This is a genomic window from Pseudomonas jinjuensis, assembly GCF_900103845.1.
GTDB lineage: Bacteria > Pseudomonadota > Gammaproteobacteria > Pseudomonadales > Pseudomonadaceae > Pseudomonas > Pseudomonas jinjuensis.
In genome coordinates, this window is record NZ_FNIJ01000006.1 from 176972 (window position 1) to 203767 (window position 26796).

At 67.1% G+C, this 26796-nt stretch carries 26 protein-coding genes; 12 read left to right on the forward strand and 14 right to left on the reverse strand.

Annotated features, from left to right (window positions below):
- The 4 genes from atuC to atuF are packed head-to-tail and all read left to right on the forward strand — an operon-like array spanning nucleotide 1 to nucleotide 5679.
- Nucleotides 1-1617, forward strand: coding sequence for a geranyl-CoA carboxylase subunit beta (atuC, locus tag BLR75_RS10520; RefSeq protein ID WP_084310848.1), 1617 nt, complete (start codon nucleotides 1-3; stop codon nucleotides 1615-1617).
- Nucleotides 1618-1657: 40 nt separating this feature from the next.
- Nucleotides 1658-2818, forward strand: coding sequence for a citronellyl-CoA dehydrogenase (gene atuD / locus BLR75_RS10525; protein ID WP_084310850.1), 1161 nt, complete (start codon nucleotides 1658-1660; stop codon nucleotides 2816-2818).
- A 57-nt stretch (nucleotides 2819-2875) separates the two neighbouring features.
- The gene (gene atuE, locus BLR75_RS10530) at nucleotides 2876-3697 is read left to right on the forward strand and encodes an isohexenylglutaconyl-CoA hydratase (protein WP_084310853.1); all 822 of its coding nucleotides are present in this window, start codon (nucleotides 2876-2878) and stop codon (nucleotides 3695-3697) included.
- A gap of 2 nt (nucleotides 3698-3699) precedes the next feature.
- A complete protein-coding gene (gene atuF, locus BLR75_RS10535; protein ID WP_084310855.1) occupies nucleotides 3700-5679 on the forward strand; it encodes a geranyl-CoA carboxylase subunit apha in 1980 nt (659 codons plus the stop codon).
- Between the two features lie 55 nt (nucleotides 5680-5734).
- On the opposite strand, the gene BLR75_RS10540 is transcribed toward atuF, so the two are convergent.
- Nucleotides 5735-6337 carry a peroxiredoxin gene (locus BLR75_RS10540; RefSeq protein ID WP_084310857.1) on the reverse strand — a complete coding sequence of 201 codons (603 nt, stop codon included), beginning with the start codon at nucleotides 6335-6337 and terminating at the stop codon, nucleotides 5735-5737.
- A 261-nt stretch (nucleotides 6338-6598) separates the two neighbouring features.
- On the opposite strand from BLR75_RS10540, the gene BLR75_RS10545 reads away from it, so the two are divergent.
- Nucleotides 6599-6814: a bacterioferritin-associated ferredoxin gene (locus BLR75_RS10545; RefSeq protein WP_084310859.1), complete on the forward strand. Its 216-nt coding sequence runs from the start codon at nucleotides 6599-6601 to the stop codon at nucleotides 6812-6814.
- Between the two features lie 207 nt (nucleotides 6815-7021).
- On the forward strand, nucleotides 7022-7498 hold the full coding sequence (gene bfrB, locus BLR75_RS10550; RefSeq protein WP_084310865.1) for a bacterioferritin BfrB: 477 nt from the start codon (nucleotides 7022-7024) through the stop codon (nucleotides 7496-7498).
- 61 nt (nucleotides 7499-7559) lie between these two features.
- Here the strand turns inward: bfrB and grxD are convergent, their stop codons facing one another.
- The 8 genes from grxD to BLR75_RS10590 all read right to left on the reverse strand — a co-directional run bounded on the left by grxD (nucleotide 7560) and on the right by BLR75_RS10590 (nucleotide 13563).
- Nucleotides 7560-7886, reverse strand: coding sequence for a Grx4 family monothiol glutaredoxin (gene grxD, locus BLR75_RS10555; protein ID WP_084310867.1), 327 nt, complete (start codon nucleotides 7884-7886; stop codon nucleotides 7560-7562).
- A 123-nt stretch (nucleotides 7887-8009) separates the two neighbouring features.
- A complete protein-coding gene (locus BLR75_RS10560; protein WP_084310869.1) occupies nucleotides 8010-10103 on the reverse strand; it encodes a molybdopterin oxidoreductase family protein in 2094 nt (697 codons plus the stop codon).
- Between the two features lie 194 nt (nucleotides 10104-10297).
- Nucleotides 10298-10738 (reverse strand): hypothetical protein, encoded by a 441-nt coding sequence (locus tag BLR75_RS10565; RefSeq protein WP_084310871.1) that lies wholly within the window; start codon nucleotides 10736-10738, stop codon nucleotides 10298-10300.
- A 324-nt stretch (nucleotides 10739-11062) separates the two neighbouring features.
- On the reverse strand, nucleotides 11063-11659 hold the full coding sequence (locus BLR75_RS10570) for a hypothetical protein (RefSeq protein WP_139207014.1): 597 nt from the start codon (nucleotides 11657-11659) through the stop codon (nucleotides 11063-11065).
- A gap of 12 nt (nucleotides 11660-11671) precedes the next feature.
- On the reverse strand, nucleotides 11672-12301 hold the full coding sequence (locus tag BLR75_RS10575) for a PilW family protein (protein ID WP_084310889.1): 630 nt from the start codon (nucleotides 12299-12301) through the stop codon (nucleotides 11672-11674).
- Nucleotides 12295-12711: a type IV pilus modification PilV family protein gene (locus BLR75_RS10580; protein ID WP_084310890.1), complete on the reverse strand. Its 417-nt coding sequence runs from the start codon at nucleotides 12709-12711 to the stop codon at nucleotides 12295-12297. Before BLR75_RS10580 ends, BLR75_RS10575 begins: the two co-directional genes overlap by 7 nt.
- Nucleotides 12677-13132 (reverse strand): pilus assembly FimT family protein, encoded by a 456-nt coding sequence (locus tag BLR75_RS10585; protein WP_169720228.1) that lies wholly within the window; start codon nucleotides 13130-13132, stop codon nucleotides 12677-12679. Before BLR75_RS10585 ends, BLR75_RS10580 begins: the two co-directional genes overlap by 35 nt.
- Complete coding sequence (locus BLR75_RS10590) at nucleotides 13132-13563, reverse strand: type IV pilin protein (protein ID WP_084310892.1); 432 nt, start codon at nucleotides 13561-13563, stop codon at nucleotides 13132-13134. The genes BLR75_RS10585 and BLR75_RS10590 overlap by 1 nt, the downstream gene beginning before the upstream one ends.
- A 503-nt stretch (nucleotides 13564-14066) precedes the next feature.
- Here BLR75_RS10590 and argF point away from each other — a divergent pair.
- Entirely contained in the window at nucleotides 14067-14984 is a 918-nt protein-coding gene (gene argF, locus BLR75_RS10595; protein WP_084310893.1) for an ornithine carbamoyltransferase, read from the forward strand.
- A gap of 120 nt (nucleotides 14985-15104) precedes the next feature.
- Entirely contained in the window at nucleotides 15105-16202 is a 1098-nt protein-coding gene (locus BLR75_RS10600; RefSeq protein WP_084310894.1) for an ABC transporter ATP-binding protein, read from the forward strand.
- Between the two features lie 332 nt (nucleotides 16203-16534).
- On the opposite strand, the gene BLR75_RS10605 is transcribed toward BLR75_RS10600, so the two are convergent.
- Complete coding sequence (locus tag BLR75_RS10605; RefSeq protein WP_084310895.1) at nucleotides 16535-17314, reverse strand: PhzF family phenazine biosynthesis protein; 780 nt, start codon at nucleotides 17312-17314, stop codon at nucleotides 16535-16537.
- A 90-nt stretch (nucleotides 17315-17404) separates the two neighbouring features.
- Nucleotides 17405-17875 carry a Cys-tRNA(Pro) deacylase gene (gene ybaK / locus BLR75_RS10610; protein WP_084310897.1) on the reverse strand — a complete coding sequence of 157 codons (471 nt, stop codon included), beginning with the start codon at nucleotides 17873-17875 and terminating at the stop codon, nucleotides 17405-17407.
- Nucleotides 17876-17989: 114 nt separating this feature from the next.
- On the opposite strand from ybaK, the gene glpK reads away from it, so the two are divergent.
- The 4 genes from glpK to glpD all read left to right on the forward strand — a co-directional run bounded on the left by glpK (nucleotide 17990) and on the right by glpD (nucleotide 22951).
- On the forward strand, nucleotides 17990-19489 hold the full coding sequence (glpK, locus tag BLR75_RS10615) for a glycerol kinase GlpK (RefSeq protein WP_084310899.1): 1500 nt from the start codon (nucleotides 17990-17992) through the stop codon (nucleotides 19487-19489).
- A gap of 42 nt (nucleotides 19490-19531) precedes the next feature.
- Complete coding sequence (locus tag BLR75_RS10620; RefSeq protein ID WP_084310901.1) at nucleotides 19532-20290, forward strand: Mut7-C RNAse domain-containing protein; 759 nt, start codon at nucleotides 19532-19534, stop codon at nucleotides 20288-20290.
- Nucleotides 20287-21042, forward strand: coding sequence for a DeoR/GlpR family transcriptional regulator (locus BLR75_RS10625; RefSeq protein WP_084310903.1), 756 nt, complete (start codon nucleotides 20287-20289; stop codon nucleotides 21040-21042). The genes BLR75_RS10620 and BLR75_RS10625 overlap by 4 nt, the downstream gene beginning before the upstream one ends.
- A gap of 370 nt (nucleotides 21043-21412) precedes the next feature.
- A complete protein-coding gene (gene glpD / locus BLR75_RS10630) occupies nucleotides 21413-22951 on the forward strand; it encodes a glycerol-3-phosphate dehydrogenase (protein WP_084310905.1) in 1539 nt (512 codons plus the stop codon).
- A gap of 12 nt (nucleotides 22952-22963) precedes the next feature.
- Here glpD and BLR75_RS10635 read toward each other — a convergent pair whose 3' ends face one another.
- The 3 genes from BLR75_RS10635 to BLR75_RS10645 form a co-directional block, all read right to left on the reverse strand.
- Complete coding sequence (locus BLR75_RS10635; protein ID WP_084310953.1) at nucleotides 22964-24061, reverse strand: PAS domain-containing protein; 1098 nt, start codon at nucleotides 24059-24061, stop codon at nucleotides 22964-22966.
- Between the two features lie 249 nt (nucleotides 24062-24310).
- Nucleotides 24311-25282, reverse strand: a complete 972-nt coding sequence (locus tag BLR75_RS10640) for a PDR/VanB family oxidoreductase (RefSeq protein ID WP_084310955.1) — start codon at nucleotides 25280-25282, stop codon at nucleotides 24311-24313.
- 65 nt (nucleotides 25283-25347) lie between these two features.
- Nucleotides 25348-26796 (reverse strand): NAD-dependent succinate-semialdehyde dehydrogenase, encoded by a 1449-nt coding sequence (locus tag BLR75_RS10645; RefSeq protein ID WP_084310907.1) that lies wholly within the window; start codon nucleotides 26794-26796, stop codon nucleotides 25348-25350.

Genomic DNA, 26796 nt, shown 5'->3' on the forward strand with positions numbered 1-26796 from the left:
ATGGCGGTCATCCAGTCGCAGATCGACATCCACGGCGACGACTTCGCCCGCAACCGCGAGGCCATGCTCGCCGCCATCGCCGGTTTCCGCGAAGTCGAGCAGAAGGTGCTGGACACCGCCGCCGCGGCCAGGGCGAAGTTCGAACGGCGCGGCCAGCTGCTGCCGCGCGAGCGTCTGAACCTGCTGCTCGACCCCGGCGCGCCCTTCCTCGAACTCTGCTCGCTGGCCGGCTACAAGCTGCACGACGACAAGGACGGCACCCAGGCCGGCGGCGGCATCATCGCCGGCATCGGCTACGTCGCCGGGGTGCGCTGCCTGGTGACGGCCAGCAACAGCGCGATCAAGGGCGGGACCATTTCGCCCAGCGGGCTGAAGAAGACCCTGCGCCTGCAGCAGATCGCCCTGGAGAACAAACTGCCGTTGATCGCGCTGACCGAAAGCGGCGGCGCCAATCTCAACTACGCGGCGGAAATCTTCGTCGAGGGCGCGCGCGGTTTCGCCAACCAGGCGCGACTGTCCGCCGCCGGGATTCCGCAGGTCACCGTGGTGCACGGTTCCAGCACCGCCGGCGGGGCCTACCAGCCGGGGCTGTCGGACTACGTGGTGGTGGTGCGCGGCAAGGCGAAGATGTTCCTCGCCGGCCCGCCGCTGCTGAAGGCCGCCACCGGCGAGGTCGCCACGGAAGAGGAACTGGGCGGCGCCGAACTGCACGCGCAGGTCGCCGGCACCGCCGAGTACCTGGCAGAGAACGATGCCGACGGCCTGCGCCAGGCCCGCGAGATCGTCGCCATGCTGCCGTGGAATGCGCAGCTGCCGGTGCGTCCGCAGAAGACCTGGCGCGAGCCGCTGTACCCGGCGGAGGAACTGGCCGGCGTGGTCCCGGCCGATGCGAAGAAGCCCTACGACGTGCGCGAGATCGTCGCGCGCATCGCCGATGGCTCGGAGTTCCTCGACTTCAAGAACGAGTTCGACAGCCAGACGGTCTGCGGCCACCTGCGCATCGAAGGCCAGCCCTGCGGCCTGATCGGCAACAACGGCCCGATCACCCCGCAAGGCGCGGCCAAGGCGGCGCAGTTCATCCAGCTCTGCGAGCAGAGCGCCACGCCGCTGCTGTTCCTGCACAACACCACCGGCTTCATGGTCGGCACCGAGGCCGAGCGCAACGGCGTGATCAAGCACGGTTCGAAGATGATCCAGGCGGTGGCCAACGCCCGCGTGCCCAAGCTGACCCTGGTGGTCGGCGGCTCCTACGGCGCCGGCAACTACGCCATGTGCGGCCGCGGCCTCGATCCGCGCTTCATCTTCGCCTGGCCGAACAGCCGCACTGCGGTGATGGGCGGCGCCCAGGCCGGCAAGGTGCTGCGCATCGTCGCCGAGGAAAAGCAGGAAAAGGACGGCAAGGCGGCAGACCCGAAGATGCTCGACATGCTCGAGCAGATGACCGCGCAGAAGCTCGACAGCCAGTCCACCGCGCTGTACGGCACCGCCAGCCTGTGGGACGACGGCCTGATCGACCCGCGTGACACGCGCCGGCTGCTCGGCTATCTGCTGGATATCTGCGCCGAGGCGGAGATCCGCCCGCTGCGCGGCAACAGCTTCGGCGTCGCACGATTCTGACCGGCGGGTTGTCCCCCGCCCTACACGGAGAACAACAACAATGATCTTCACCCAGGAACACGAAGAACTTCGCCGCACCGTACGCAACTTCGTCGACAGGGAAATCAACCCGCACGTCGACCAGTGGGAGAAGGACGGCCGCTTCCCGATCCACGAGATCTTCCGCAAGGCCGGCGCACTGGGGCTGCTCGGCGTGAACAAGCCGGAGAAGTTCGGCGGCATGGGCCTGGACTACAGCTACGCGATGGTCGTGACCGAGGAATTCGGCACCATCCACTGCGGCGGCATCCCCATGGCCATCGGCGTGCAGACCGACATGTGCACCCCGGCCCTCGCCCGCTTCGGCTCCGATGAACTGCGCGAGGAATTCCTGCGCCCGGCCATCGCCGGCGAGCGGGTGGGCTGCATCGGCGTCTCCGAGGTCGGCGCCGGCTCCGACGTGGCCGGGATGAAGACCAGCGCGCGCAAGGACGGCGACGACTACGTGATCGACGGCAGCAAGATGTGGATCACCAACTCGCCCTCGGCGGACTTCATGTGCCTGCTGGCGAACACCTCGGACGGCAAGCCCCACGCCAACAAGTCGCTGATCATGGTGCCGATGGACAGCCCCGGCATCACCCTCAGCCCGCATCTCGACAAGCTCGGCATGCGCAGCTCGGAAACCGCCCAGGTGTTCTTCGACAACGTGCGCGTGCCGCAGCGCAACCGCATCGGCGCGGAAGGCGCCGGCTTCATGATGCAGATGATGCAGTTCCAGGAAGAACGCCTGTGCTGCGCCGCCAACATGCTCAGGGGGCTGGAGCACTGCGTCGACGTCACCATCGAGTACTGCCGGGAACGCAAGACCTTCGGCCAGCCGCTGCTCGACAACCAGGTGATCCACTTCCGCATGGCCGAGCTGATGACCGAGATCGAAGCCCTGCGCGCGCTCACCTACCAGGCCACCGAGCTGTACGTGGCAGGCAAGGACGTCACCCGCCTCGCCTCCATGGCCAAGCTCAAGGCCGGCCGCCTGGCCCGCGAGGTCACCGACGGCTGCCTGCAGTACTGGGGCGGCATGGGCTTCATGTGGGACAACCCGCTGTCACGCGCCTACCGCGACTGCCGCCTGGCCTCCATCGGCGGCGGCGCGGACGAGATCATGCTCGGCATCATCTGCAAGCTGATGGGCACCCTGCCGGGCAAGCAGAAGGGCTGAGCGCCTGTGGCTCTTCGTAAGAGAACCCGCCGACACCGATTCGATGAGGAACCCGGCATGAACGAACTGCCGAACTGCGAAACCCTGCTGCTGGAACGCGACGGCGGCGTGCTGCACGTCACCCTGAACCGCCCGGACAGCCGCAATGCCATGAGCCTGGCGATGGTCGGCGAACTGCGCGCGGTGATCGCTGCCGCACGCGATGATCGTTCGCTGCGCGCCCTGGTGCTGCGCGGCGCCGGCGGGCATTTCTGCTCCGGCGGCGACCTCAAGGACATGGCCCGGGCGCAGAGCGTCGGCGCCGATGCCTACCGCGAACTGAACCGCGCCTTCGGCAGCCTGCTGGAAGAGGCGCAGAACGTGCCGCAGATGCTGGTCGCCGTACTGGAAGGCGCGGTGCTCGGCGGCGGCTTCGGCCTGGCCTGCGTTTCCGATATCGCCATCGCCGCCCAGAGCGCGCGCTTCGGCCTGCCGGAAACCAGCCTCGGCATCCTCCCGGCGCAGATCGCCCCCTTCGTGGTCAGGCGCATCGGCCTGACCCAGACCCGCCGCCTAGCCCTGACCGCCGCGCGCTTCGACGGCGCCGAGGCGCTACGCCTGGGGCTGGTGCACTTCGTCGAGGCATCCGTGGAGCAGCGTCTGGCGGAATGCCTGGAACAGGTCCGCCAGTGCGCGCCCCTGGCCAACGCGGCGACCAAGGCACTGCTGCTGCGCAGCGAGGATGAAGCCCTCGGGCCGTTGCTGGACGATGCCGCGCGGCAGTTCGCCGAGGCGGTGACCGGAGCGGAAGGCGCCGAGGGAACCCTGGCTTTCGTACAAAAACGCAGGCCCGCTTGGACCCTACAGGTAAGGCATAACCGGACAACTTCAGGAACATGACGATGCCCAGCTTCAGCAAGATCCTCATCGCCAACCGCGGCGAAATCGCCTGCCGGGTGATCCGCACCGCCCACGCCCTCGGCTACCGCACGGTGGCGGTGTACAGCACGGCCGACGCCGAGGCGCGGCACGTGCAACTGGCCGACGAAGCGGTGTGCATCGGTCCGGCGCCGGTGGCGCAGTCCTACCTGAGCATCGCCGCCGTGCTCGACGCCGCGCGGAAAACCGGCGCCGACGCGATCCATCCCGGCTACGGCTTCCTCTCGGAAAACGCCGGGTTCGCCACCGCCTGCCAGGAGGCCGGCATCGTCTTCATCGGTCCAGATATCGAAGCCATCCGCCTGATGGGCAGCAAGCGCCTGTCCAAGCTGGCCATGCTGGAGGCCGGCGTGCCCTGCATCCCCGGCTACGAAGGCGCGCAGCAGGACGACGCCACGTTCGCCCGCGAGGCCGGGCGCATCGGCTACCCGCTGATGATCAAGGCCAGCGCCGGCGGTGGCGGGCGTGGCATGCGTCTGGTCCACAATGCCGGCGAACTGCCCGAACAGCTGCGCAGCGCCCGCTCCGAAGCGCAGAACGCCTTCGGCAGCGCCGAGCTGATCCTGGAAAAGGCCGTGCTGCAGCCGCGCCATGTGGAAATCCAGGTGTTCGGCGACAGTCACGGCAACCTCGTCCACCTCGGCGAACGCGACTGCTCGGTGCAGCGCCGCCACCAGAAGGTGATCGAGGAAGCGCCCTGCCCGGTGATGACGCCGGAATTGCGTCAGACCATGGGCGAGGCGGCGGTGAAGGCCGCGGCCTCGGTAGGCTATGTCGGCGCCGGCACGGTGGAATTCCTGCTGGATGCCAGCGGCGCCTTCTACTTCCTGGAGATGAACACCCGCCTGCAGGTGGAGCATCCGGTGACCGAGATGATCACCGGCCAGGACCTGGTGGCCTGGCAGATCCGCATCGCCGAGGGCCAGCCGCTGCCGCTCGGGCAGGAGGACATCCGCCTGGACGGCCACGCCATGGAGGTGCGTCTGTACGCCGAGGACGCCGCCCACGGCTTCCTGCCGCAGACCGGCAGCGTGCTGCGCTGGCAGCCGCCGGAGCATGGCATCCGCGTCGACCACGGCCTGCGCGAGGGCCAGGCGGTGACGCCCTTCTACGACCCGATGCTGGCGAAGATCGTCGCCCACGGCGCCACCCGCGACGAGGCGCGGCGCAAGTTGCTGCGCGCGGTGGAGGACTGCGTGCTGCTGGGCGTCAACGCCAACCAGCGCTTCCTCGCCAACCTGCTGAAGCACCCGCTGTTCGCCGCTGGCGAGGCCACCACCGCATTCATCGGCGAGCATTTCCGCGACGACGCCAGCCTCGCCCCGCAACCGCCCGGCGCAGGCGAGCTGGCGCTGGCCGCCGCCCTCTTCTACCAGCGCTCCGCCGAGTCCTGCGCCCACCAGCCGGGCCTGGCGGGCTGGCGCAGCGCCAACAGCGCGCCGTGGCGGCTGGTGCTCGGGCATGGGGACGACCGGCATGACGTCGAACTGACGGTGGTGGAAAGCGGGACGCAACCGCTGCTGCAGGTGCGTACCGGTGAAAGCCGGGTCGCCCTGCGCCTGATCGAGCGCGACGACCGCTGGATGGTCGCCGAGCTGGACGGCATCCGCCGCCGCATCGCCTGCCATCTGGACGGCCAGCGCCTGTGGCTGCATGGGCACGGCAACCTGGAACTGCGCGACATCACCCACGAACCCGTCGGGACGCAGGGCGCGGCCGGCACCGGCACGGTACAGGCGCCGATGGATGGAGCGATCGTCGAGGTGCTGGTGGCGGAAGGCGAGAAGGTCGGCAAGGGCCAACTGCTGCTGGTACTGGAAGCGATGAAGATGGAGCACCCGCTGAAGGCCGGGATCGACGGCGTGATCCGCCGCGTGCAGGTGAGCAAGGGCGAGCAGGTGAAGAACCGGCAGTTGCTGGTCGAGGTGGAAGCGGAAGCCTGAAAAAAGAACGCCCCGGACAGGCCGGGGCGTTCGTTGGCGACGCTCGGCTCAGCGATTAGAGGCTGGCAGCGTTCTCGGCCAGGTACTTGGCCACGCCTTCCGGCGAGGCGGTCATGCCCTTGTCGCCTTTCTTCCAGTTGGCCGGGCAGACTTCGCCGTGCTCTTCGGTGAACTGCAGGGCGTCGACCAGACGCAGCAGCTCGTCCATGTTGCGGCCCAGCGGCAGGTCGTTGACGATCTGCGAACGCACCACGCCGTTCTGGTCGATCAGGAAGGCGCCACGGAAGGCCACGCCACCTTCGGACTCGACGTCATAGGCCTTGGCGATCTCGTGGGAGATGTCGGCGGCCAGGGTGTACTGCACCGCGCCGATGCCGCCCTTTTCCACCGGGGTGTTGCGCCAGGCGTTGTGGGTGAAGTGGGAGTCGATGGAGACGCCGATCACTTCCACGTTGCGCGCCTTGAACTCGGGGATCTTGTGATCCAGCGCGATCAGCTCGGACGGGCAGACGAAGGTGAAGTCCAGCGGGTAGAAGAACACCAGGCCGTATTTGCCCTTGATGGCTTCGGCCAGGTTGAAGCTTTCGACGATCTCGCCATTGCCGAGAACGGCGGGAACGGTGAAGTCGGGGGCCTTCTTGCCTACGAGTACGCTCATTCCAGTCTCCTTAGATGAGGATGGTGAGGGAGTGGGAATGCAGTCTGCCGGCGGTGCATGAAGCCTTGCTGACAGTCGCTGCAGTAGAAAGGGCGGTCATGATACACCGCACCTTCCGGACCCGCCCAGCCTTTCCCTCCCCGCCCCGCTCTACGACGGCCCTCGTTGCCGTTCATCCGCTGGCGAATCGATCAGCTTTGACAATCATTCTCATTAAGATTAGTATCGCTCTCAACTTAGGACCTCGAGCAGTATCCGCCCATGTACGTCTGCCTCTGCCAAGGTGTTACCGATACCCACATCCGCGATGCGATCTACGATGGCGCCTGCAACTATCGCGAAGTTCGCGAATGCACCGGCGTGGGGACCCAGTGCGGCAAGTGCGCCTGCCTCGCCAAGCAGGTGGTACGCGACACGCTCGGCGAACTGCACAGCGCACAGTCGATGAATTATTCGCTGGCCTATGCCGCAAGTTGATAGGCAGAGCGCATCAATAAAAAGGAAACCGGGCCATGGCCCGGTTTTTTTGTGCCCGCAATTCAGACAGTTATCAAGTAAACGAAGAATTGAAGCATTCGCATTCATATTCCTTTTTATAGCAAATTCAATAACTTATATTTGACAGTCAGTTATAAGGGGGACAAACTTTCAGGCTACCACCCACTCCACACGGCAGGACTCGGCATGAAAGGCGACAAGAAAGTCATCCAGCACTTGAACAAGATCCTCGGCAACGAGTTGATCGCCATCAACCAATACTTCCTGCACTCGCGCATGTGGAACGACTGGGGTCTGAAACGCCTCGGCGCGCACGAGTACCACGAGTCGATCGATGAGATGAAGCACGCCGACAAGCTCATCGAACGCATCCTCTTCCTCGAAGGCCTGCCCAACCTGCAGGACCTGGGCAAGCTGCTGGTCGGCGAGAACACCCAGGAAATGCTGCAGTGCGACCTGAACCTCGAACTCAAGGCGACCAAGGACCTGCGCGACGCCATCGTCTATTGCGAAAGCGTGCATGACTACATCAGCCGCGATCTGCTGAAGGACATTCTCGCCTCGGAAGAAGAGCACATCGATTATCTGGAGACCCAACTTGGCCTGATCCAGAAAGTTGGTCTGGAAAACTATCTGCAGTCGCACATGCACGAAGAAGACTGATTTCGCGACAGCAAATAAAAAGCCCCGCTGAATCGCGGGGCTTTTTATTTGAAGCGGAAACTCAGGCTTCGGTCTTGCCAACTGCCGCCTTGATCAGCGGTTGCAGTTCGCCCTTCTCGAACATTTCCGCGAGGATGTCGCTGCCGCCAACCAGTTCGCCGCCCACCCACAGCTGCGGGAAGGTCGGCCAGTTCGCGTACTTCGGCAGGTTCGCGCGGATTTCCGGGTTCTGCAGGATATCGACATAGGCGAATTTCTCGCCGCAGGCCATCACCACCTGCGCCGCGCGGGCGGAGAAGCCGCATTGCGGGGCATTCGGGGAGCCCTTCATATACAGAATGACGGGATTGTTGGTGATCTGCTCTTTGATGGTGTCGATGATGTCCATGGCTTACCTCGGCTGAACGATCCGGTGGTGCTCCGGCCCGGCGCCTCTGCGGGCGATGACCGGCACGATTGGCGCCATTGTAACGGAAAGCCGAGCACGACGCTCGGCTTTGCCATGCCCCGTTCAGGCGGCCTCGACCTCCACCGGCACGCCGTTGAGGGCGGCATTTCCGGAGACGGAATCCAGGTAGCGCTCGTCGGTCAGGTCGTTGACGCTCGCCCCGCCCTGCTCGCGGGCGATGGACAGCTGCACGCCCGGCCGTGCGTGGCCCCAGCCATGCGGCAGGCTGACCACGCCGGGCATCACCTCGTCGCTGGCGGCGACCTGCACCTCGACGCTGCCCACCCGGGAACTCACCCGCACCCGCTGGCCGTCGGCCAGGCCGCGGCGTTCGAGGTCCTGCGGATGCATCAGCAACTGGTGGCGCGGCTTGCCCTTCACCAGGCGGTGGTAGTTGTGCATCCACGAATTGTTGCTGCGCACATGGCGGCGGCCGATCAGCAGCAACTGCTCCGCCGCCGGCGCCGCGCTGCCGGCGAAGCGCCGCAGGTCGGTGAGGAACAGTTGCGGCGCGGCACATACGCTGCGATCGGGCGTCTTCAGCCGCTGCGCCAGGTTCGGCCGCAGCGGGCCGAGATCGAGTCCGTGCGGATGCTCGCGCAGCCCGGCCAGGTCCAGCTTGCGTTCGGACGCCTCGCCGTAGGGGCCGAAGCGCAGGCCCATGTCGATGATCCGCTGCGGCGGCATGGTCGGCTTCAATTCCACGCCGACCAGCGCCGCGTAGGCCCGCGCCAGGCCGACGAAGATTTCCCAGTCGTCCAGCATGCCCTCGGGCTTCGGCAGCACCGCCTCGTTGAAGCGGGTGACGTTGCGCACCGCCAGCAGGTTGAACGAGGTGTCGTAGTGGTCGTGCTCCAGCGGCGCGGTGGGCGGCAGGATCAGGTCGGCGTAGCGGGTCGTCTCGTTGATGTAGAAGTCCACGCTGAGCATGAACTCCAGCCCCTCCAGCGCCTGTTCGAGCTGCCGTCCGTTGGGCGTGGACAGCACCGGGTTGCCCGCCACCGTGATCAGCGCGCGGACCTGCCCTTCCCCTTCGCTCAGCATCTCCTCCGCCAGCGCCGCCACCGGCAGCTCGCCGCCGTATTCCGGCAGGCCGGAGACGCGGCTCTGCCAGCGATTGAAGGCGCCGCCGGAAGTGCTCGCCACCAGGTCCACTGCCGGGGTGGTGCACAACGCCCCGCCGGCCCGGTCGAGATTGCCGGTCAGCAGGTTGAGCAGTTGCACCAGCCACTGGCAGAGGGTGCCGAACGCCTGGGTGGAAACCCCCATGCGGCCGTAGCAGACCGCCTTGTCGGCAGCGGCGAAATCCCGCGCCAGCTGGCGGATCACCGGCGCCGGCACGCCGCAGCGCTGCGCCATGGCTTCGGCATCGAACTGCGCCAGCGCGGCGCGCACCTCATCCAGGCCGTCCACCGGCAGATGGGTTGCGCGACCCAGGCCCTCGTCCAGCAGCGTGGCGAGAACGCCCAGCAGCAGCGCCGCGTCCTGTCCCGGGCGGATGAAGATGTGCTGGTCGGCGATGGCCGCGGTTTCGCTGCGCCGCGGGTCGACCACCACCACCCTGCCGCCGCGGGCCCTGATCGCCTTCAGGCGCTTCTCCACGTCCGGCACGGTCATGATGCTGCCGTTGGACGCCAGCGGATTGCCGCCGAGGATCAGCATGAAATCGGTGTGGTCGATGTCCGGGATCGGTATCAGCAGCCCGTGGCCGTACATCTGCTGGCTGACCAGGTGGTGCGGGAGCTGGTCCACCGAGGTCGCGGAGAAGCGGTTGCGCGTCTTCAGCAGGCCGAGGAAGTAGTTGCTGTGGGTCATCAGCCCGTAGTTGTGCACGCTCGGGTTGCCCTGGTAGACGCCCACCGCGTCGGCGCCGCGGCGCTCGCGGATCGCCGCCAGGCGCGTGGCGGCCAGCTCGAAGGCCGCGTCCCAGCCGATCGGCTGCCACTGCTCGTCGACACGACGCATCGGCTGGCGCAGGCGGTCCGGATCGTTCTGGATGTCCTGCAGGGCGACCGCCTTGGGGCAGACATGGCCGCGGCTGAAGCTGTCCTCGGCGTCGCCCCTGATCGACAGGATGCGCCCGTCCTCGGTCTCGATGGTCAGGCCGCAGATGGCCTCGCAGAGATGGCACGCACGGTGGTGAAGGGTCCTGCTCATGGCTCGCCTCTTGTTGTGTTGTCGTAGGGCGCGGCAATCGAACGGGAACTATGGAACCAGGGCGCGGCGAAAGCCACTGGCTTCGGTCGGTGAATCGGCGGGTATCACGGGGAGGGATGGATAGGAGCGTCGCCGCCCCGGAGAAGTCGACGGCGACGCGAAACCGGCGGGATTGCCCCGCCGGCAGGGAGCGGTCAGCGGATGCCGTTGATGCTGCCCTTGTTGCCCACGACCTTGACGTCGACCTTCTTGAACACGAAGTAGTCTTCGACCGTCACTTCGTAGCGCGGGGCGACGATCAGGTCGGCGCCGGAGCTCTTCACGGCCTTGAAGGCGGCGGCGGCCTTGGCGCTGGATACCGGGTCCAGAGCGCCCAGGCCGAGGCCGGAACCGCTGTCGCCGCCGTAGGTCACGCCGTCGGCGAACTGGCTGTCGCCGCCCAGCTTGAGGAAACCGAACAGGATGTTGACGGAGGACTGGCCGCTGATCTGCTCGCCGACGGACACATCCGCCTTCAGGTCGGTCCTGACCGCGCCGTCCACCGGAGCGACGGGCTGGCTGATGTTGTAGCTGGTGCAACCGCTGGCGGTGGCGATGACGGCGGCCGCGACGGCGGACATCCAGAACTTCTTCATGAGGAATCTCCTTGGAGTTTTACGAGCCACCGATCCGATGGCGGCCGGAAAACTACCAATCGATCCTGCAGTGAATCTGTCAGCCGGCTCCGATAACTCCCCGGGAAGCCTCCTACGCCGCCCGGCAACACCCGGGCTTTCCCATTCCGATGAACGGCCCCGGAATGCTTGACCTGTGGCAGGCCAGCCCACGGCCGGCGGGGCCATCATTGCCGCGACTGATTGATTGTGCTCATGCAAAAGCCATCACGACGCCTCGTCTCCCCAGATCTTGTCGTGATGGCTCCTTTCCCGTCCGTCTCCCTCCCCTGCACCGCTGCCTCGCTAGAGATAACGCGCCCACTTGAGCCTCGTCGCGGCGACTCCGCCACCTTCCTCGCATTCGATTTCGCAGCTCGACTCGTCCAGGTCCGGATCGGAGGACGCCGGCAGGTCGCGCAGATCGATCAGGGCGTCGCCGGTCCGGCTGTCCGCGCCGCCGCTGTCCGTCGTTCCGCTGCCGGCGGAACCGGAGGAAACCAGGTACACCGCACGGATCACCGCGGTCGACCGCGCCGCTCGCTGCTCGCTGCGGATGTCCACGGTGATGGTATAGGTGCGGCTCGCATCGTCGCCGTCCGGCGCGGCGACGTCGACGATGGTGGCGCTCAGCGCGTTGCCGTCGAGCGTCGCGCGGATGGGGTCCGCCGCCGTGGTCAGTTGCGCCTCGTCGACCGACAACTGCTCGAAATAGCGCCGGTACAGCTCCACTCCGGCCCAGGCCCCGGCCTGGGAATGGGTGGTCGCGTGGACCATCGCCTGCCGTTCCTGGTTGCCGCGAACGCCGAGGATGATCATCAGCGCCGCCGCGCCCATGGCGAGCGAAACGATCATGACGATGAGAACGGTGGTCATGCCTCGCTGGCGGACCGGTGATTTCATGGCTGCTTCCACTCAGGCGGGGATATTGATCAGGCAGACGCTGTAGCTGACCGGAAGCGCGGCGGCGCCGGCCTGGGCGGTGGAACTGGGCGCCGTCAGCGTCACGATCGGATGCCGCTCGGCGCCGGCCAGGGCACCGAACGGCGAGCAGACGCCCTCGCCCAGGACGATCCGCAGCTGCCGCGCGGTCTGCTCGCGGAACTGCAGCAGGTCCTCGCCCAGGCTCCATGACAGGCCGTCCAGGGCGGAAGCGGCCGAACAGTTGTCGCTGCTCAGGCGCGACACCACCCGCATGCTCCTGCCGCTCTCCGGGTCCTTCGCGCTGCGCTCGACCACGCCGGCGCAGACCGGCTGGGCGCCGTCCTGGAAGCGCCAGAGCAATGCCCGGTCGGCTCCCGGCAGATCGACGGTGGCCTGCAGCACCGCTGTGCTGTCGAGGCCGAACCCGGCCGCCTGGATATCCATCTGCAGCGCGGTCATCGCGGTCGCCAGCTCGCCGTCCTGGATCGCGCTGCGCGTCGCCTGCGCGCTGAGCGACAGCAGCGTCCTGAAGCTGGTCAGCAGGACCAGGATCACCAGCACGGAGATCAGCAGGCCGACCATCATGCTGACCAGCGTGATTCCCCGCTGGCGGATCAGCACGAGCCGCCTCCCACGGCGATCGGCCGCTGCGAGCCGTCGAGGGTCGCGCACAAGGTCAGCGGCGCGGCCACGGCCGCCAGCCGCTGGGTGCCGACCTGTATTTCCCGGGTCGCGCAGCCCCTGACCTCGACGGCGATGGGCGCCGATGCGCCGGGCAGGCGAATGGACGCGCCGGAACCGCACAAATCCAGCCCGCCACTGCCGTTGCGCTGCAGCAGGTCGCGCATCTGCGCCACGGCGAGGGCCTGCAGGTTGCCGTCGCGCTGGTTGACCAGAGTCCTGGCGACGCCGAGGGTCAGCCCCAGGCACACCAGCGACATGAGCACGGCCCCGATCAGGGCGTCGATCAGCACGTCGCCGCGCTGGCGACGCCGCTCAGCGCAGGGCGATGGAAGCGTGGCTCGTTCCATGCCTGAGCTCCAGTTCAGCGGTGGCCGAGCAGCTCCCCAGCGCCAGCAGGCTGCCCCGGTTGTCGAAGGCGAAGCAGGACACGAGCGCGCCGGCATGACGACTCTCCAGCCCGTCCGGGAGGGTCGCCCGCCACTGCCGGACGGAAGCACAGCTCGCCGCGCTGGTCGGGCTGCTGGCAACGTGTACCTCCAGCGCCGGGCCGCTGACGCAGAGCACGCTCGCCGCCTGCGCCCCATGGATGCCATGGCGATTGCGCAAGGCCGCGGCCTTGGCGCGCCCGTAGGCTTCCTGCCAGGTGCTTTCGGCCACGTTCAGCCGCGCCCGGGCCGTCCAGCCCGAGGCGAATGGCACGGCCAGCATCGCGAAGGCTCCCAGCAGCGCCAGCACCACCAGCATTTCGATCAGGGTGAAGCCGCGCATCATTGCCAGTCCGTGCCGCCGACATGGGGGCAGTTGCCGGTGCGCGTCCCTTCCTGGTCGAGCGTCATGCTGCAGCCTTTCAGCTTGCCGCTGAGGCCCGTGGCTGTCGCCGTATAGGCGTCGGCGCTGGAGGTCACCGAGTACGAGAAGGTCTTTTCCGAAGGCTGCCAGGCGCCGAATCTTTCCCGCACCTTGGCGGTGCCCTCGAAGCTGCCGACGGGATACGCCATCGACCGCTGGTAATCGGCCTCGATCACCATGCTCAGGGCGACGAGATCGACCTGCGCGGCCCGCACACGGGACCTGGCGATATGGGAGTCGTAGGCAGGGACGGCGATGGCGGCCAGGATGCCGACGATGGTCATGGCAATGAGCAGCTCGATGAGGGTGAAACCTGCCTGGCCTGTGTGTGATGTGGGACCGGATTGCATGGGTGAAATGACTGGCTTCGCAAAAAACTGTGATTCATCCACAGTTTCGAGATGGGGCCGCGATGTACCGCGAACGATCGAAAAAATTTTCTACTGAAACTGTTCCAGCGCTTTCAGAAACCCACGAGCCGTTCAAGTTCCCTGCTTCACCCCTTTCCCCTGTTCTGGTCGCCAACGAAACGACGGTCGACGCCCGGCGCCGGGCAGGCCGTGGTCGAACTCCCGTCGTCCGACTGCCGCTTCGCGACGGACGTTTGCGCACGAACGCAGCGGGGAAAGCGGAAAATGACGTGAACTGGCATGAATCCGGCGCGAGAAAAACAGAATCCGCCCCGCGACGTGCCGAGTTCCCGGCCCCTGTTGTAACCCCGCGACATTTCCTTATAAGATCGCGCCTCCCCCTTTTTCCGCTCCATGCGGTCCCGCCGCAGGTTCAGCCCGTTTTTTCTCAGGAAATCCGGTCAGTGCCTCGGCCAGAACTGAGAATAAGTAGTAGGTAAACCATGAGCGCACGTCACTTCCTCTCGATGCTGGATTACACGACCGACGAACTGATCGGCCTGATCCGCCGCGGCAGCGAGCTGAAGGACCTGCGAGACCGAGGGGTGCTCTACGAACCGCTGAAGAACCGCGTGCTGGGCATGATCTTCGAGAAGGCCTCGACCCGTACCCGCGTGTCCTTCGAGGCCGGCATGATCCAGCTCGGCGGCCAGGCGATCTTCCTCTCCCCGCGCGACACCCAGCTCGGCCGCGGCGAGCCGATCGCCGACAGCGCCAGGGTGATGTCGCGGATGGTCGATGCGGTGATGATCCGCACCTTCGCCCACAGCAACCTCACCGAGTTCGCCGCCAACTCCCGCGTGCCGGTGATCAACGGCCTGTCCGACGACCTGCACCCGTGCCAGCTGCTGGCCGACATGCAGACCTTCTTCGAGCACCGCGGCAACATCCAGGGCAGGACCGTGGCCTGGATCGGCGATGGCAACAACATGTGCAACAGCTACATCGAGGCGGCGATCCGCTTCGACTTCCAGCTGAACGTCGGCTGCCCGCAAGGCTACGAACCCAGCGCCACGCTCATGGAGCTGGCCGGCGAGCGCGTGCGCATCTTCCGCGACCCGCGCGAAGCGGCCGCCGGCGCCCACCTGGTGAGCACCGACGTGTGGGCCTCGATGGGCCAGGAAGAGGAAGCCGAGGCGCGCCTGCGCACCTTCCGCCCCTACCAGGTGACCCGCGCCCTGCTCGACGGCGCCGCGCCGGACGTGCTGTTCATGCACTGCCTGCCGGCGCACCGTGGCGAAGAGATCAGCGAGGACCTGCTCGACGATCCGCGCTCGGTGGCCTGGGACCAGGCGGAAAACCGCCTGCACGCGCAGAAGGCCCTGCTCGAACTGCTGGTGGAACACGCCCACCACGCCTGAAGAGGGTCACGGTGTCGCAACCGATTCGGTATCGCGATTGAAAACGGTTAGAATTGGCCTTTGCGGTCGATTCCGTTCCGGCCATTTTCGTTCGCTCCACCTGCCGAAGACACCTCGCCGATGACCCAACGCCTGCTGCTCGACCTGAAAGATCTTTCCTGCGGATACGAGCAGCAGCGCGTGGTGCAGGACGTCAGCCTGCACCTGAACGCCGGCGACATCGGCTGCCTGCTCGGCCCGTCGGGCTGCGGCAAGACCACCACCCTGCGCGCCATCGCCGGCTTCGAACCGGTGCAGGAAGGCCAGATCGCGCTGAACGGCGAAGTGATCTCCCGCCCCGGCTTCACCCTGTCGCCGGAAAAGCGCCGCATCGGCATGGTGTTCCAGGACTACGCGCTGTTCCCGCACCTGAGCGTGGAGGACAACGTCGCCTTCGGCATCCGCAAGCATCCCGAGCGCCAGGCCATCGTCGACGACCTGCTGCGCCTGGTGAAGCTGGACAAGCTGGGCAGGCGCTTTCCCCACGAGCTTTCCGGCGGCCAGCAGCAGCGCGTCGCCCTGGCCCGCGCACTGGCGCCGGAGCCGCTGCTGCTGCTGCTCGACGAACCCTTCTCCAACCTCGACGTCGAACTGCGCCGCCAGCTCAGCCAGGAAGTCCGGGAAATCCTCAAGGCGCGCGGCACCAGCGCCATCCTGGTCACCCACGACCAGGAGGAAGCCTTCGCCGTCAGCGACCACGTCGGCGTATTCCGCAACGGCCGCCTGGAGCAGTGGGACACGCCGTACAACCTCTACCACGAGCCGCAGACGCCCTTCGTCGCCAGCTTCATCGGCCAGGGCTATTTCATCCGCGGCAAGATGCTCGGCCCGGAAAGCGTGCAGACCGAACTCGGCGTGCTGCGCGGCAACCGCGCCTACCTGCTGCCGCAGGACAGCGCGGTCGACGTGCTCTTGCGTCCCGACGACCTGGTGCCGGCGCCACAGGGCGACCTGAAGGCGCGCATCGTCGGCAAGACCTTCCTCGGCGCCGCCATCCTCTATCGCCTGCAACTGCCCACCGGGACGCTGCTGGAATCGATCTTCCCCAGCCACGCCGACCACCTGCCGGGCGACGAGGTGGGCATCCGCGTCGCCGCCGAGCACCTGGTGCTGTTCGCCGCCGAGGATGGCATCGCCGCGCGACAGGCGGTGCCGATGGCCGAATCGGTACCGCTGTAGGGCGGGTGCAACCCGCCGGCGCGGACGCGGAACCCTGACCGATCTCCGGTCCTGTAGGAGCGAGCTTGCTCGCGATCCGAATGATCCGGCGATCACGGTGCCGCCGGCTGGCATGGACAATCGCCAGCAAGCTGGCTCCTACGAAAAGCTCATCGCACTCCAACCTCGGGTCACATGCGACCCCGCAATGGTGGATGAAAAGAGCCTCATCCACCTTACGTCAGCCCCGTCCGTAGGATGGGTTGAGCGCAGCGATACCCATCGCCATGGACGCAGGAGCGTCCCGGGATGCGTTACCACGCGGGAGCGTGGGAACGATGAGTTTCAGCCAGTCAGAACGTCAGCCGCCCGCTCGCCACCAGCACCGCATTGCCGGCAACGCTCACCCGATCCCCATCCAGCCGGCAGGCCAGCTCGCCGCCGCGCGCCGAGCACTGGAAGGCGCTCAGCTGCTGCCTGCCGAGGCGCTGCGACCAGTAGGGAATCAGGCTGCAATGGGCGGAGCCGGTCACCGGGTCCTCGTCGATGCCGATGGCCGGGGCGAAGAAGCGCGAGACGAAGTCGTGCCGCTCGCCGCGCGCGGTGATGATCACGCCCTGCCAGGGCAGGCGCGCCAGGGCGGCCATGTCCGGCGTGCAGTCGCGCACCGCCTGTTCGGAGTCCAGCAGCACCAGCAGCTTGTCGGCGCCGAGCACGTCCACCGGCGTCACCCCGAGGGCCTGTTCCAGCTCGACTGTGCTGCCCACCTGACTGGGCGCCAGCGCCGGGAAGTCCAGCGCCAGCCGGCCAGCGTCGCGGCTGACCCGCAGCGGGCCGGAGAGCGAGGCGAATTCGATCACCGCGCCCGGCTCGTCATAAATCTCGAACAGCACATAAGCGGCCGCCAGGGTCGCGTGCCCGCACAGCGGCATCTCCACCTTCGGGGTGAACCAGCGAATCCGCCAGCCCGCGCTTTCCCGCACCACGAAGGCGGTTTCCGACAGGTTGTGCTCGGCGGCGATGCGCAGCATCAGCTCGTCGGCCAGCCAGCTGTCGAGGCGGTACACGGCCGCCGGGTTGCCGCTGAAGGGACGGTCGGTGAAGGCGTCTACCTGATGGAAATCGAGTTGCATGGTCACTCTCCTGATGTCGATTCGTCAGCATGCCTCGGCAGCCGTCAGGCGCAGCCATACAGTCCATGTTTTTGATGACGGCACAGTGGCTCAGCCGCGGCCGATGGCGGCGAACTGCGCCGAAGTCAGCTGCGCCAGCGTCTCGGCACTCAACTCCACCTCCAGCCCGCGGCGGCCGGCGCTGACATGGACGGTCGGAAAGTCGCGGGCCGAGGCGTCGATGAAGGTGCGCAGGCGCTTCTTCTGCCCCAGCGGGCTGATGCCGCCGACCAGGTAGCCGGTGGCGCGCTGGGCGGCGTTCGGGTCGGCCATGTCGGCCTTCTTCACGCCCGCGGCCTGGGCCAGCGCCTTCAGGTCCAGCGTGCCGGCCACCGGCACCACCGCCACCAGCAGCTCGCCCTTCTCGCTCGCCGCGAGCAGCGTCTTGAACACCCGCGCCGGTTCCAGGCCGAGCTTCTCCGCCGCTTCCAGGCCGTAGGACGGTGCTTTCGGATCGTGTTCGTAGCTCAGCACGCGATGCTCGGCGCGGGCTTTCTTCAGCAGGTCGATGGCGGGCGTCATGGTTCCACTCGGCGGGTTGGCAAAGGCATAACCTTAACCTGCCGGCGCCCGGTTTTCCCGCCCCCGCGCGGCGCACTTGCTAATCTGCTGCGAAGGCACAGCAAGGCATTCCCCATGAGCGAAAAGCACAAGTACGTCGTCGCCCTCGACCAGGGCACCACCAGCTCCCGCGCCATCGTCTTCGACCACGACGCCAACGTGGTCAGCCAGGCGCAGCGCGAGTTCGCGCAGATCTACCCGCAGGCCGGCTGGGTCGAGCACGACCCCATGGAAATCTGGGCGACGCAGAGCTCGACCCTGGTGGAAGCGCTGGCCCAGGCCAGCATCAGCTTCGACGAGGTGGCGGCGCTGGGCATCACCAACCAGCGCGAGACCACCGTGGTGTGGGAAAAAAGCAGCGGCAAGCCGATCCACAACGCCATCGTCTGGCAGTGCCGGCGCAGCGTGGACATCTGCGAGCAACTGCGCCGCGACGGCCTGGAGCAGCACATCCGCGACCATACCGGGCTGGTCATCGACCCGTACTTCTCCGGCACCAAGCTGAAGTGGATCCTCGACCACGTCGAAGGCAGCCGCGAGCGCGCCCGGCGCGGCGAGCTGCTGTTCGGCACCGTCGATTCCTGGCTGATCTGGAAGCTCACCGAAGGCAAGGTCCACGTCACCGACTACACCAACGCCTCGCGCACCCTGCTGTTCGATATCCACCGCCGCGACTGGGACGACAGCCTGCTCGCCGCCCTCGACATTCCCCGCGCGATGCTGCCGCAGGTGCGCCCGTCCTCGCAGATCTACGGCCACGCCAGCCTCGGCGGCCGGCAGGTGCCCATCGGCGGGATCGCCGGCGACCAGCAGGCCGCGCTGTTCGGACAGATGTGCGTGGAGCCCGGACAGGCGAAGAACACCTACGGCACCGGCTGCTTCCTGCTGATGAACACCGGCGCCAGGGCGGTGCAGTCCACCCACGGCCTGCTCACCACCATCGCCTGCGGGCCGCGCGGCGAGGTCGCCTATGCGCTGGAAGGCGCGGTGTTCAACGCCGGCTCGACGGTGCAGTGGCTGCGCGACGAGCTGAAGCTGATCAACGACGCCCACGACTCCGAGTACTTCGCCACGAAGGTGAAGGACAGCAACGGCGTCTACCTGGTCCCCGCTTTCACCGGCCTCGGCGCGCCCTACTGGGACCCGTACGCGCGCGGCGCGCTGTTCGGCCTGACCCGCGGGGTGAAGAACGCCCACCTGATCCGCGCCACCCTGGAATCCATCGCCTACCAGACCCGCGACGTGCTCGACGCCATGCAGCAGGACGCCGGCGAGCCGCTGCGCGCGCTGCGGGTGGACGGCGGCGCGGTGGCCAACAACTTCCTCATGCAGTTCCAGGCCGACATCCTCGGCACCCCGGTGGAACGCCCGCAGATGCGCGAAACCACCGCCCTCGGCGCCGCGCTGCTGGCCGGGCTGGCATGCGGTTTCTGGAGCGATCTGGACGAACTGAAGGGCCGCGCGGTGATCGAGCGGGTGTTCCAGCCGCAATGCGACGAAGCCACCCGCGCCAGGCTCTACGCCGGCTGGAAGAAGGCCGTCGAGCGCACCCGCGGCTGGGCCGAAGAACCGTAGGGCGGGCGAAACCCGCCGCAGCCATCGGAGGTAATCCGCCACATGGTCAGCGCCACCTTCCGCTTCTACGAGGAACTCAACGACTTCCTCCCGCTGGAACGCCGTCGCCGCGCCTTCACCTGCGACTGCGCGCGGGCGGCGACGGTCAAGCACATGATCGAGGCGCTGGGCGTGCCGCATACCGAAGTGGAACTGGTGCTGGTGCAGGGCGAGTCGGTGGATTTCGGCCACCTGCTGCGCGATGGCGATCGCGTCGCCGTCTATCCCAAGTTCGAGGCGCTGGACATCACCCCGCTGCTGCGCGTGCGCGAACGGCCGCTGCGCCGCCTGCGCTTCGTCGCCGACGCGCACCTCGGCGGGCTCGCCCGGCTGCTGCGCATGAGCGGCTTCGACACCCTCTACGACAACCACTTCGAGGACGAACGGATCGCCGTCCTCGCCCAGCAGCAGGGACGCATCGTGCTCACCCGCGACCGCGAGCTGCTGAAGCGCAGGATCATCACCCACGGCTGCTTCGTCCACGCGCTGAAGCCGGCGCAGCAGCTGCGCGAGATGTTCGAGCGCCTGGACCTCAGCCGCAGCGCGCGACCGTTCAGCCTGTGCCTGAACTGCAACCTGCCGCTGCGCGAAATCGACAAGGCGGAAATCCTCGAACGCCTGCCGCCAATGGTTCGCGGCTGCTACGAGCGCTTCCTCACCTGCGACGCCTGCCAGGGCCTGTACTGGGAAGGCAGCCACTGGCGCAGCATGCGCGCCCTGCTCGCCCCGCTAATGGAGCCGCCGAACGAGGAACGCCGATGAACCTGCCCGAGCGCCAGCAGAACATCCTCGACCTCGTGCGCGAGCGCGGCTACCTGAGCATCGACGAGCTGGCCCGGCGCTTCGCCGTCACCCCGCAGACCATCCGCCGCGACATCAACCAGCTCGCCGAACTCAACCTGCTGCGCCGCTACCACGGCGGCGCGGCCTACGATTCGAGCATCCAGAACACCGCCTACGACACCCGCGCCGACCAGATGCGCGAGGAGAAGCGCCGCATCGCCGAAGCCGTCGCCGCGCAGATCCCGGACAACGCCTCGCTGTTCATCAACATCGGCACCACCACCGAAGCCATCGCCCGCGCCCTGCTCGGCCACCGCCACCTGAAGATCATCACCAACAACCTTCACGTGGCGGCGATCCTCGCCGGCAAGGACGACTTCGAAGTGCTGGTGGCCGGCGGCACGGTGCGCGGCGACGGCGGCGTGGTCGGCCCGGCGACGGTGGACTTCATCCAGCAGTTCCGCGCCGACTTCGCGGTGATCGGCATCAGCGGCATCGACGAGGACGGCAGCCTGCTGGACTTCGATTACCTGGAGGTGCGCGTCTCCCGGGCGATCATCGCCCACGCCCGCCAGGTCTTCCTCGCCGCCGACTCCAGCAAGTTCGGACGCAGCGCCATGGTGCACCTGGGGCCGATCTCGCTGGTCAACCGCCTGTTCACCGACAGCCCGCCGCCGGCTTCGGTGTCGCGGCTGCTGATCAGGCACAAGGTGCATCTCGAGGTAGTCTGAGAGACGTTGCGCTCTCGTAGGGTGGATCACGCTCCATCGATCCACCATTCCTGCGTGCCGAAGCCAGGATGGTGGATGGAAAAGCGCCATCCACCCTACGAATCCTGCGGGCGCGGAGCACGCATTTTCGTAGGAGCGGGCCATGCCCGCGACAATCCGCAATGCCATTCGGGTCGCGGGCATGGCCCGCCTACAATGCCCCCGACCACCGCGTAGAGATTTTCCTATGGTTCCCACGCGGGAGCGTGGGAACGATGAATGCCCCCACCGCGCGGATATTTCTGACGAACAACCCACAAGCGTCATACAACCGGGCTAAGCTTTTCGTATTCGAACAGATGCCGTTCATTTTTGTTCAGGGGGTGGCCAGATGGGCAGCAACAATCATTCCACCCCAGTGGCCGAAATCTACGACCTCGCCGTGGTCGGCGGCGGCATCAACGGCGTGGGCATCGCGGCGGATGCCGCCGGGCGCGGGCTTTCCGTGTTCCTTTGCGAAAAGGACGACCTCGCCAGCCATACCTCTTCCGCCAGCAGCAAGCTGATCCACGGCGGCCTGCGCTATCTGGAACACCGCGAACTGCGCCTGGTGCGCGAATCCCTCGCCGAGCGCGAAGTCCTGCTGAACAAGGCGCCGCACATCGTCCGGCCGATGCGCTTCGTCCTGCCGCACCAGCCGCACCTGCGCCCGGCATGGATGATCCGCGCCGGGCTGTTCCTCTACGACCACCTGGGCAAGCGCGAGAAGCTGCCGGCTTCGCGCAGCCTGAAGTTCGGCGCCGGCAGTCCGCTCAAGCCGGAAATCCGCCGCGGCTTCGAGTATTCCGACTGCGCCGTGGACGACGCCCGGTTGGTGGTGCTCAACGCCATCAGCGCCCGCGAGCACGGCGCGCATATCCACCCGCGCACCCGCTGCGTCAGCGCGCGGCGCAGCAAGGGGTTGTGGCACCTGCACCTGGAGCGCGACGACGGCAGCCTGTACTCGATCCGCGCCCATGCGCTGGTCAATGCCGCCGGTCCCTGGGTCAGCCGCTTCCTGCGCGACAACCTGAAACACCCGTCGCCCAGGAACATCCGCCTGGTGCAGGGCAGCCACCTGATCGTGCCGCGCCTGTACGACGGCGAGCATGCCTACATCCTGCAGAACGAGGACCGCCGCGTCGTCTTCACCATTCCCTACCTGGAGCGCTTCACCCTGATCGGCACCACCGACCGCGACTACCACGGCGATCCGGACCGGGTGGAGATCAGCGCGGAGGAAACCGACTACCTGCTGGCGGTGGTCAATGCGCACTTCAAGCGCCCGCTCGGCCGCGACGACATCCTGCACAGCTATTCCGGCGTGCGGCCGCTGCTCGACGACGAGGTGCAGGACCTGTCGGCGATCACCCGCGACTACAGCCTCGCCCTGGAGGGCGCTCCCGGCGAGTCACCGCTGCTGTCGGTGTTCGGCGGCAAGCTGACCACCTACCGCAAGCTCGCCGAAGCCGCGCTGGCACTGCTCGCCCCACACTTCTCCGGGCGCATGGGGCCGGCCTGGACCGCCAGCGCTCCGCTGCCCGGCGGCGAAGGGATGGGCGACCCGGGAGCCCTGGCAGCGCAATTGCTGGAACGCTTCGCCTGGCTCGACCCCGCCCTCGCCCGGCGCTGGGCCGGCAGCTACGGCAGCCGCGCGTGGCGCCTGCTGGAGAGTGTCCGCGAACCCGCCGACCTCGGCGAACGGCTGGGCAAGGGACTGTATGCGCGGGAGGTCGATTACCTCTGCAAGGAAGAATGGGCACGGGACGCCGAGGACATCCTCTGGCGCCGCAGCAAGCTGGGACTGCTGCTCAGCCCCGCCGAGAAGCGCCGGCTGATCCAGTACCTGCACAACGAGCATCCGCACCGCCCAAAGATGCGTGCGGCGTGAATCCGTAGGTGGTCAGTCCGTGGATACGCCCGCACGGCCGAGACGTGCTTCCAGCTCGGCGATGCGCGCCTGCAGGCGTTCGCGTTCGACGCGGGCCGAGCTGACGTCCTCGAACACGCTGATCAGGTGTTCCGGCCGACCGTCCTGGCGGCGGCGCTGCAGGGTGGTCTTGGCGCGTACCCAGACATAGCCGCCATCCTTGCGGCGGAAGCGTTTCTCCACCACGTAGCGGTCGATCTCGCCGGCCAGCAGGCGTTGCAGGTGCTGCATGTTCACCGCCAGGTCGTCCGGGTGGGTGAGGTCCTGGAAGGTCATGCGGTACAGCTCCTCGGCGCTGTAGCCGAGCAGTTCGCAGAGGCTGTCGTTGACCCGCAGCCAGCCGCCGTCCAGGCCGATGTAGGCCATGGCGCCGAAGGCCAGCTCGAAGATCGCGCGGAAGCGTTCCTCGCTGTTGCGCAGTTCTTCCTCGGCGGTCATCCGCGCGGTGTTGTCCATGCTGATGCCGACCATCTTCACCGAGCGTCCGGCGCTGTCCTTGACAACGCTGGCGCGCGAGGAAATCCAGCGCATCTCGCCATCCGGGCGGAAGATGCGGAAGTCGTACTCGCTGCTGCTGCCGCTGGCGATGGTGCGGTCGTACATCGCCTTCATGGCCTCGATGTCTTCCGCCGGCAGGTGCGGCCAGAAGTCCTCGTTGCGGTTCACCGGCCAGCCGTAGACCTCCTCGACGTTCGGCGAGTAGGTGACTTCGTCGGTGATCAGGTTCCACTCCCAGGTGACGATGCGCGCGTTCTCCTGGGCCAGCTTCATGCGCGCCTCGCTTTCCATGATCTCGGCGGTGTAGCGGCGGCGCACGTCGGTCATCGGCAGCTCGACCACCTCGGCGTCCTGCACGTCGCGCAGGGCTTCCTCGCCGTAGCGCAGCCAGATCCAGTTGACCTTGAGGAAGTCGGCCAGCTTGCGCAGGTTGTCGTAGTCGATCTCGCCGCCGCGGGTCCACTTGTGCACGGCGGTGCGCGAGATACCCAGCGCTGTACCGACGGCCTGGAGGGTCAGCTTGTGGTGTTCGAGCAGTTCCTTGAGGCGAAAGGCGAAGCTGTTTTCCGTCATGATGCGGCCCACGTCCGTGATTGCTGGGGTCGGAGTATACATGGGGCGTTAACCTGTGGATAACGGAAAACCGATGGTGGGATGCAGCAGCCGTATGGTGAATGAAGCGGAACGCTTCATCCACCGTTCGGGGGGCGTGGCGGATAACGCTGGCGCGTTATGCGCCCTACCCGGGCATTCCAGCGATACCGTGTAGGAGCGGGCCATGCCCGCGACTCGCGCGCATGGCGCGCTCCTACAAAAGCGCGCTTACAGATCCAGCACCAAGCGCGCCGTCCTGGCCCGCGATACGCAGACCATGATGGTCTGCTGCGAAGCCTTCTCGTCGTCGGAGAGGTACTGGTCGAAGTGGTCCGCCTCGCCTTCGAGGATGCGCGTCTCGCAGGTGCCGCAGACACCCTCGCGGCACAGGCATTCGACCTTGGCGGCCTTCACGTTCTCGATGGCCTGGAGGATGGTCATGCCCTCCTCCACCTGCAGTTCGCGGCCGGAGCGGGACAGCACCACGGTGAAGGCGGCGCCGGCGGCCGGGGTGGCGGCGAACTGTTCCCAGTGCACGCGCTCGTCGGCGATGCCGGCCTGCTTCGCGCCTTCGATCACCGCGTCGATCAGCGGCTTGGGACCGCAGACATAGACATGCGCGGACTCATCCAGGCCGGCGTACAGCGCCGCCAGGTCGAGCTTGCGGTCCAGGCTGTCGATGTAGAAGTTCACCCGGTGACCGTGCGGACCGTCGGCCAGTTCGCCCTGGAAGGCGCCGTGCTCCGGGGCGCGGAAGGCATAGTGCAGTTCGTAGTCGGCGCCGTTGGCGCGCAGTTCGTGCATCTGCGACATGAACGGGGTGATGCCGATGCCGCCGGCGATCAGCACATGGCGGCCGGCTGCCGGGTCGATGGCGAACATGTTGTTCGGGGTGGAGATGGTCAGCTCGCTGCCGACTTCCACCTGCTGGTGCATGAAGGCGGAGCCGCCCTTGGACTGTTCCTCAAGACGCACGCCGATCTGGTAGGTACGGGTATCCGCCGGGTCGCTCATCAGCGAGTAGGCGTTGCTGAACTGGCTGCCGTCGGCGCCCTGCATCTGCACGATCACGTGGCTGCCGCCGGTGAATTCCGGCATCGCCTTCCCGTCGTCGCGCGCCAGGGTGAAGCGCTTGATCAGGGGAGTCACTTGTTCCACAGCGGTCACCCGCACGGTGAACATTTCGTATTTGTTAGCCATCATTCACCTCGGCTTGCAGCAATGGGCGGCCGCTGGTGCCGCCCGCAGAAAAGCCCCGCGCCGGCTCACACCGCCAGGCACAGGTATTTCATTTCCAGATAATCCTCGATGCCGTACTTCGAGCCTTCGCGGCCGAGGCCCGACTGCTTGACGCCACCGAAGGGCGCGACCTCGTTGGAGATCAGCCCGGTGTTCACGCCGACCATGCCGTACTCCAGCTTCTCGGCGACCTTGAACACACGGCCGATGTCGCGGCTGTAGAAGTACGCGGCCAGGCCGTACAGCGTGTCGTTGGCCAGGCGCACCACTTCGTCGTCGGAGGAGAAGCGCACCAGCGCCGCCACCGGGCCGAAGATTTCTTCCTGCAGCAGTTCCATGCCCGGGCGGATGCCGCCGAGGATGGTCGGTGCGAAGAAATTGCCGCCCAGCGCGTGGCTGTCGCCGCCCAGCACCAGGTCGGCGCCCTTGGCGACGGCGTCGTCGATCAGGCTGCGCACCTTGCCGACGGCCTTCTCGCTGATCAGCGGACCGATCTGCGTGCCTTCCTCATTGCCATGGCCGACCTTCAGCTCACGCACGCGCTCGGCGAAGCGCTGGCTGAACTGCTCGTACACGGCGTCGTGCACGTAGAAGCGGTTGACGCAGACGCAGGTCTGGCCGGCGTTGCGGTACTTGGCGACCAGCGCACCCTCGACGGCCGCCTCGATGTCAGCGTCGTCGAAGACGATGAACGGAGCGTTGCCGCCCAGTTCCAGGGAGACCTTCTTGATGGTCTCGGCGCACTGGCCCATCAGCAGGCGGCCGACCGGAGTCGAGCCGGTGAAGGTCAGCTTGCGCACCAGCGGGTGGCCGGTGAGTTGCGCGCCGATAGCCTGGGCGTCGCCGGTGACCACGCTGAGCACGCCGGCCGGCACGCCGGCGCGATGGGCCAGTTCGACCAGCGCCAGGGCGGAGAACGGAGTCTCGTTGGCCGGCTTGATCACCATGCTGCAGCCGGCGGCCAGTGCCGGGGCGGCCTTGCGGGTGATCATCGCGGCGGGGAAATTCCACGGCGTGATCGCCGCGCAGACGCCGATGCCCTGCTTGATCACCAGCAGGCGCTTGTCCGCCGCCGGGCTGGGAATCACGTCGCCGTAGATGCGCTTGCCTTCCTCGGCGAACCACTCGACGAAGGACGCGGCATAGCGGATTTCGCCCAGGGCTTCGTGCAACGGCTTGCCCTGCTCCAGGGTCATCAGCAGCGCCAGGTCGTTTTCGTTTTCCAGCAGCAGTTCGTACCAGCGGCGCAGGATCTGCGCGCGTTCCTTGGCGGTCCTGGCGCGCCAGCCTTCCAGCGCGGCGTCGGCGACCTCGATGGCGCGCACGGTTTCCGCGCCGCCCATCAGCGGCACGCTGCCGAGCAGTTCGCCGTTGGCCGGGTTGGTCACCGGGACGCTGCGGCCGTCATCGGCGTCGCACCACTGGCCGGCGATATAGGCCTGCTGGCGGAAGAGGTTGTTGTCTTTCAGATTCAT

Excerpts from the sequence above, each read along its gene's own strand:
- BLR75_RS10640 (WP_084310955.1), bottom strand. The coding sequence starts at position 25,282 with ATGGCTAACAAATACGAAATGTTCACCGTGCGGGTGACCGCTGTGGAA.
- BLR75_RS10560 (WP_084310869.1), bottom strand. The coding sequence starts at position 10,103 with ATGAGCAGGACCCTTCACCACCGTGCGTGCCATCTCTGCGAGGCCATC.
- BLR75_RS10635 (WP_084310953.1), bottom strand. The coding sequence starts at position 24,061 with ATGACGGAAAACAGCTTCGCCTTTCGCCTCAAGGAACTGCTCGAACAC.
- atuC (WP_084310848.1), top strand. The coding sequence starts at position 1 with ATGGCGGTCATCCAGTCGCAGATCGACATCCACGGCGACGACTTCGCC.
- BLR75_RS10580 (WP_084310890.1), bottom strand. The coding sequence starts at position 12,711 with ATGGAACGAGCCACGCTTCCATCGCCCTGCGCTGAGCGGCGTCGCCAG.
- glpK (WP_084310899.1), top strand. The coding sequence starts at position 17,990 with ATGAGCGAAAAGCACAAGTACGTCGTCGCCCTCGACCAGGGCACCACC.
- BLR75_RS10600 (WP_084310894.1), top strand. The coding sequence starts at position 15,105 with ATGACCCAACGCCTGCTGCTCGACCTGAAAGATCTTTCCTGCGGATAC.
- BLR75_RS10625 (WP_084310903.1), top strand. The coding sequence starts at position 20,287 with ATGAACCTGCCCGAGCGCCAGCAGAACATCCTCGACCTCGTGCGCGAG.
- atuF (WP_084310855.1), top strand. The coding sequence starts at position 3,700 with ATGCCCAGCTTCAGCAAGATCCTCATCGCCAACCGCGGCGAAATCGCC.
- BLR75_RS10565 (WP_084310871.1), bottom strand. The coding sequence starts at position 10,738 with ATGAAGAAGTTCTGGATGTCCGCCGTCGCGGCCGCCGTCATCGCCACC.
- argF (WP_084310893.1), top strand. The coding sequence starts at position 14,067 with ATGAGCGCACGTCACTTCCTCTCGATGCTGGATTACACGACCGACGAA.
- ybaK (WP_084310897.1), bottom strand. The coding sequence starts at position 17,875 with ATGACGCCCGCCATCGACCTGCTGAAGAAAGCCCGCGCCGAGCATCGC.
- BLR75_RS10545 (WP_084310859.1), top strand. The coding sequence starts at position 6,599 with ATGTACGTCTGCCTCTGCCAAGGTGTTACCGATACCCACATCCGCGAT.
- BLR75_RS10540 (WP_084310857.1), bottom strand. The coding sequence starts at position 6,337 with ATGAGCGTACTCGTAGGCAAGAAGGCCCCCGACTTCACCGTTCCCGCC.
- atuE (WP_084310853.1), top strand. The coding sequence starts at position 2,876 with ATGAACGAACTGCCGAACTGCGAAACCCTGCTGCTGGAACGCGACGGC.
- BLR75_RS10605 (WP_084310895.1), bottom strand. The coding sequence starts at position 17,314 with ATGCAACTCGATTTCCATCAGGTAGACGCCTTCACCGACCGTCCCTTC.
- atuD (WP_084310850.1), top strand. The coding sequence starts at position 1,658 with ATGATCTTCACCCAGGAACACGAAGAACTTCGCCGCACCGTACGCAAC.
- glpD (WP_084310905.1), top strand. The coding sequence starts at position 21,413 with ATGGGCAGCAACAATCATTCCACCCCAGTGGCCGAAATCTACGACCTC.
- BLR75_RS10570 (WP_139207014.1), bottom strand. The coding sequence starts at position 11,659 with ATGAAATCACCGGTCCGCCAGCGAGGCATGACCACCGTTCTCATCGTC.
- BLR75_RS10590 (WP_084310892.1), bottom strand. The coding sequence starts at position 13,563 with ATGCAATCCGGTCCCACATCACACACAGGCCAGGCAGGTTTCACCCTC.
- bfrB (WP_084310865.1), top strand. The coding sequence starts at position 7,022 with ATGAAAGGCGACAAGAAAGTCATCCAGCACTTGAACAAGATCCTCGGC.
- BLR75_RS10645 (WP_084310907.1), bottom strand. The coding sequence starts at position 26,796 with ATGAATCTGAAAGACAACAACCTCTTCCGCCAGCAGGCCTATATCGCC.
- BLR75_RS10620 (WP_084310901.1), top strand. The coding sequence starts at position 19,532 with ATGGTCAGCGCCACCTTCCGCTTCTACGAGGAACTCAACGACTTCCTC.
- BLR75_RS10585 (WP_169720228.1), bottom strand. The coding sequence starts at position 13,132 with ATGCGCGGCTTCACCCTGATCGAAATGCTGGTGGTGCTGGCGCTGCTG.
- grxD (WP_084310867.1), bottom strand. The coding sequence starts at position 7,886 with ATGGACATCATCGACACCATCAAAGAGCAGATCACCAACAATCCCGTC.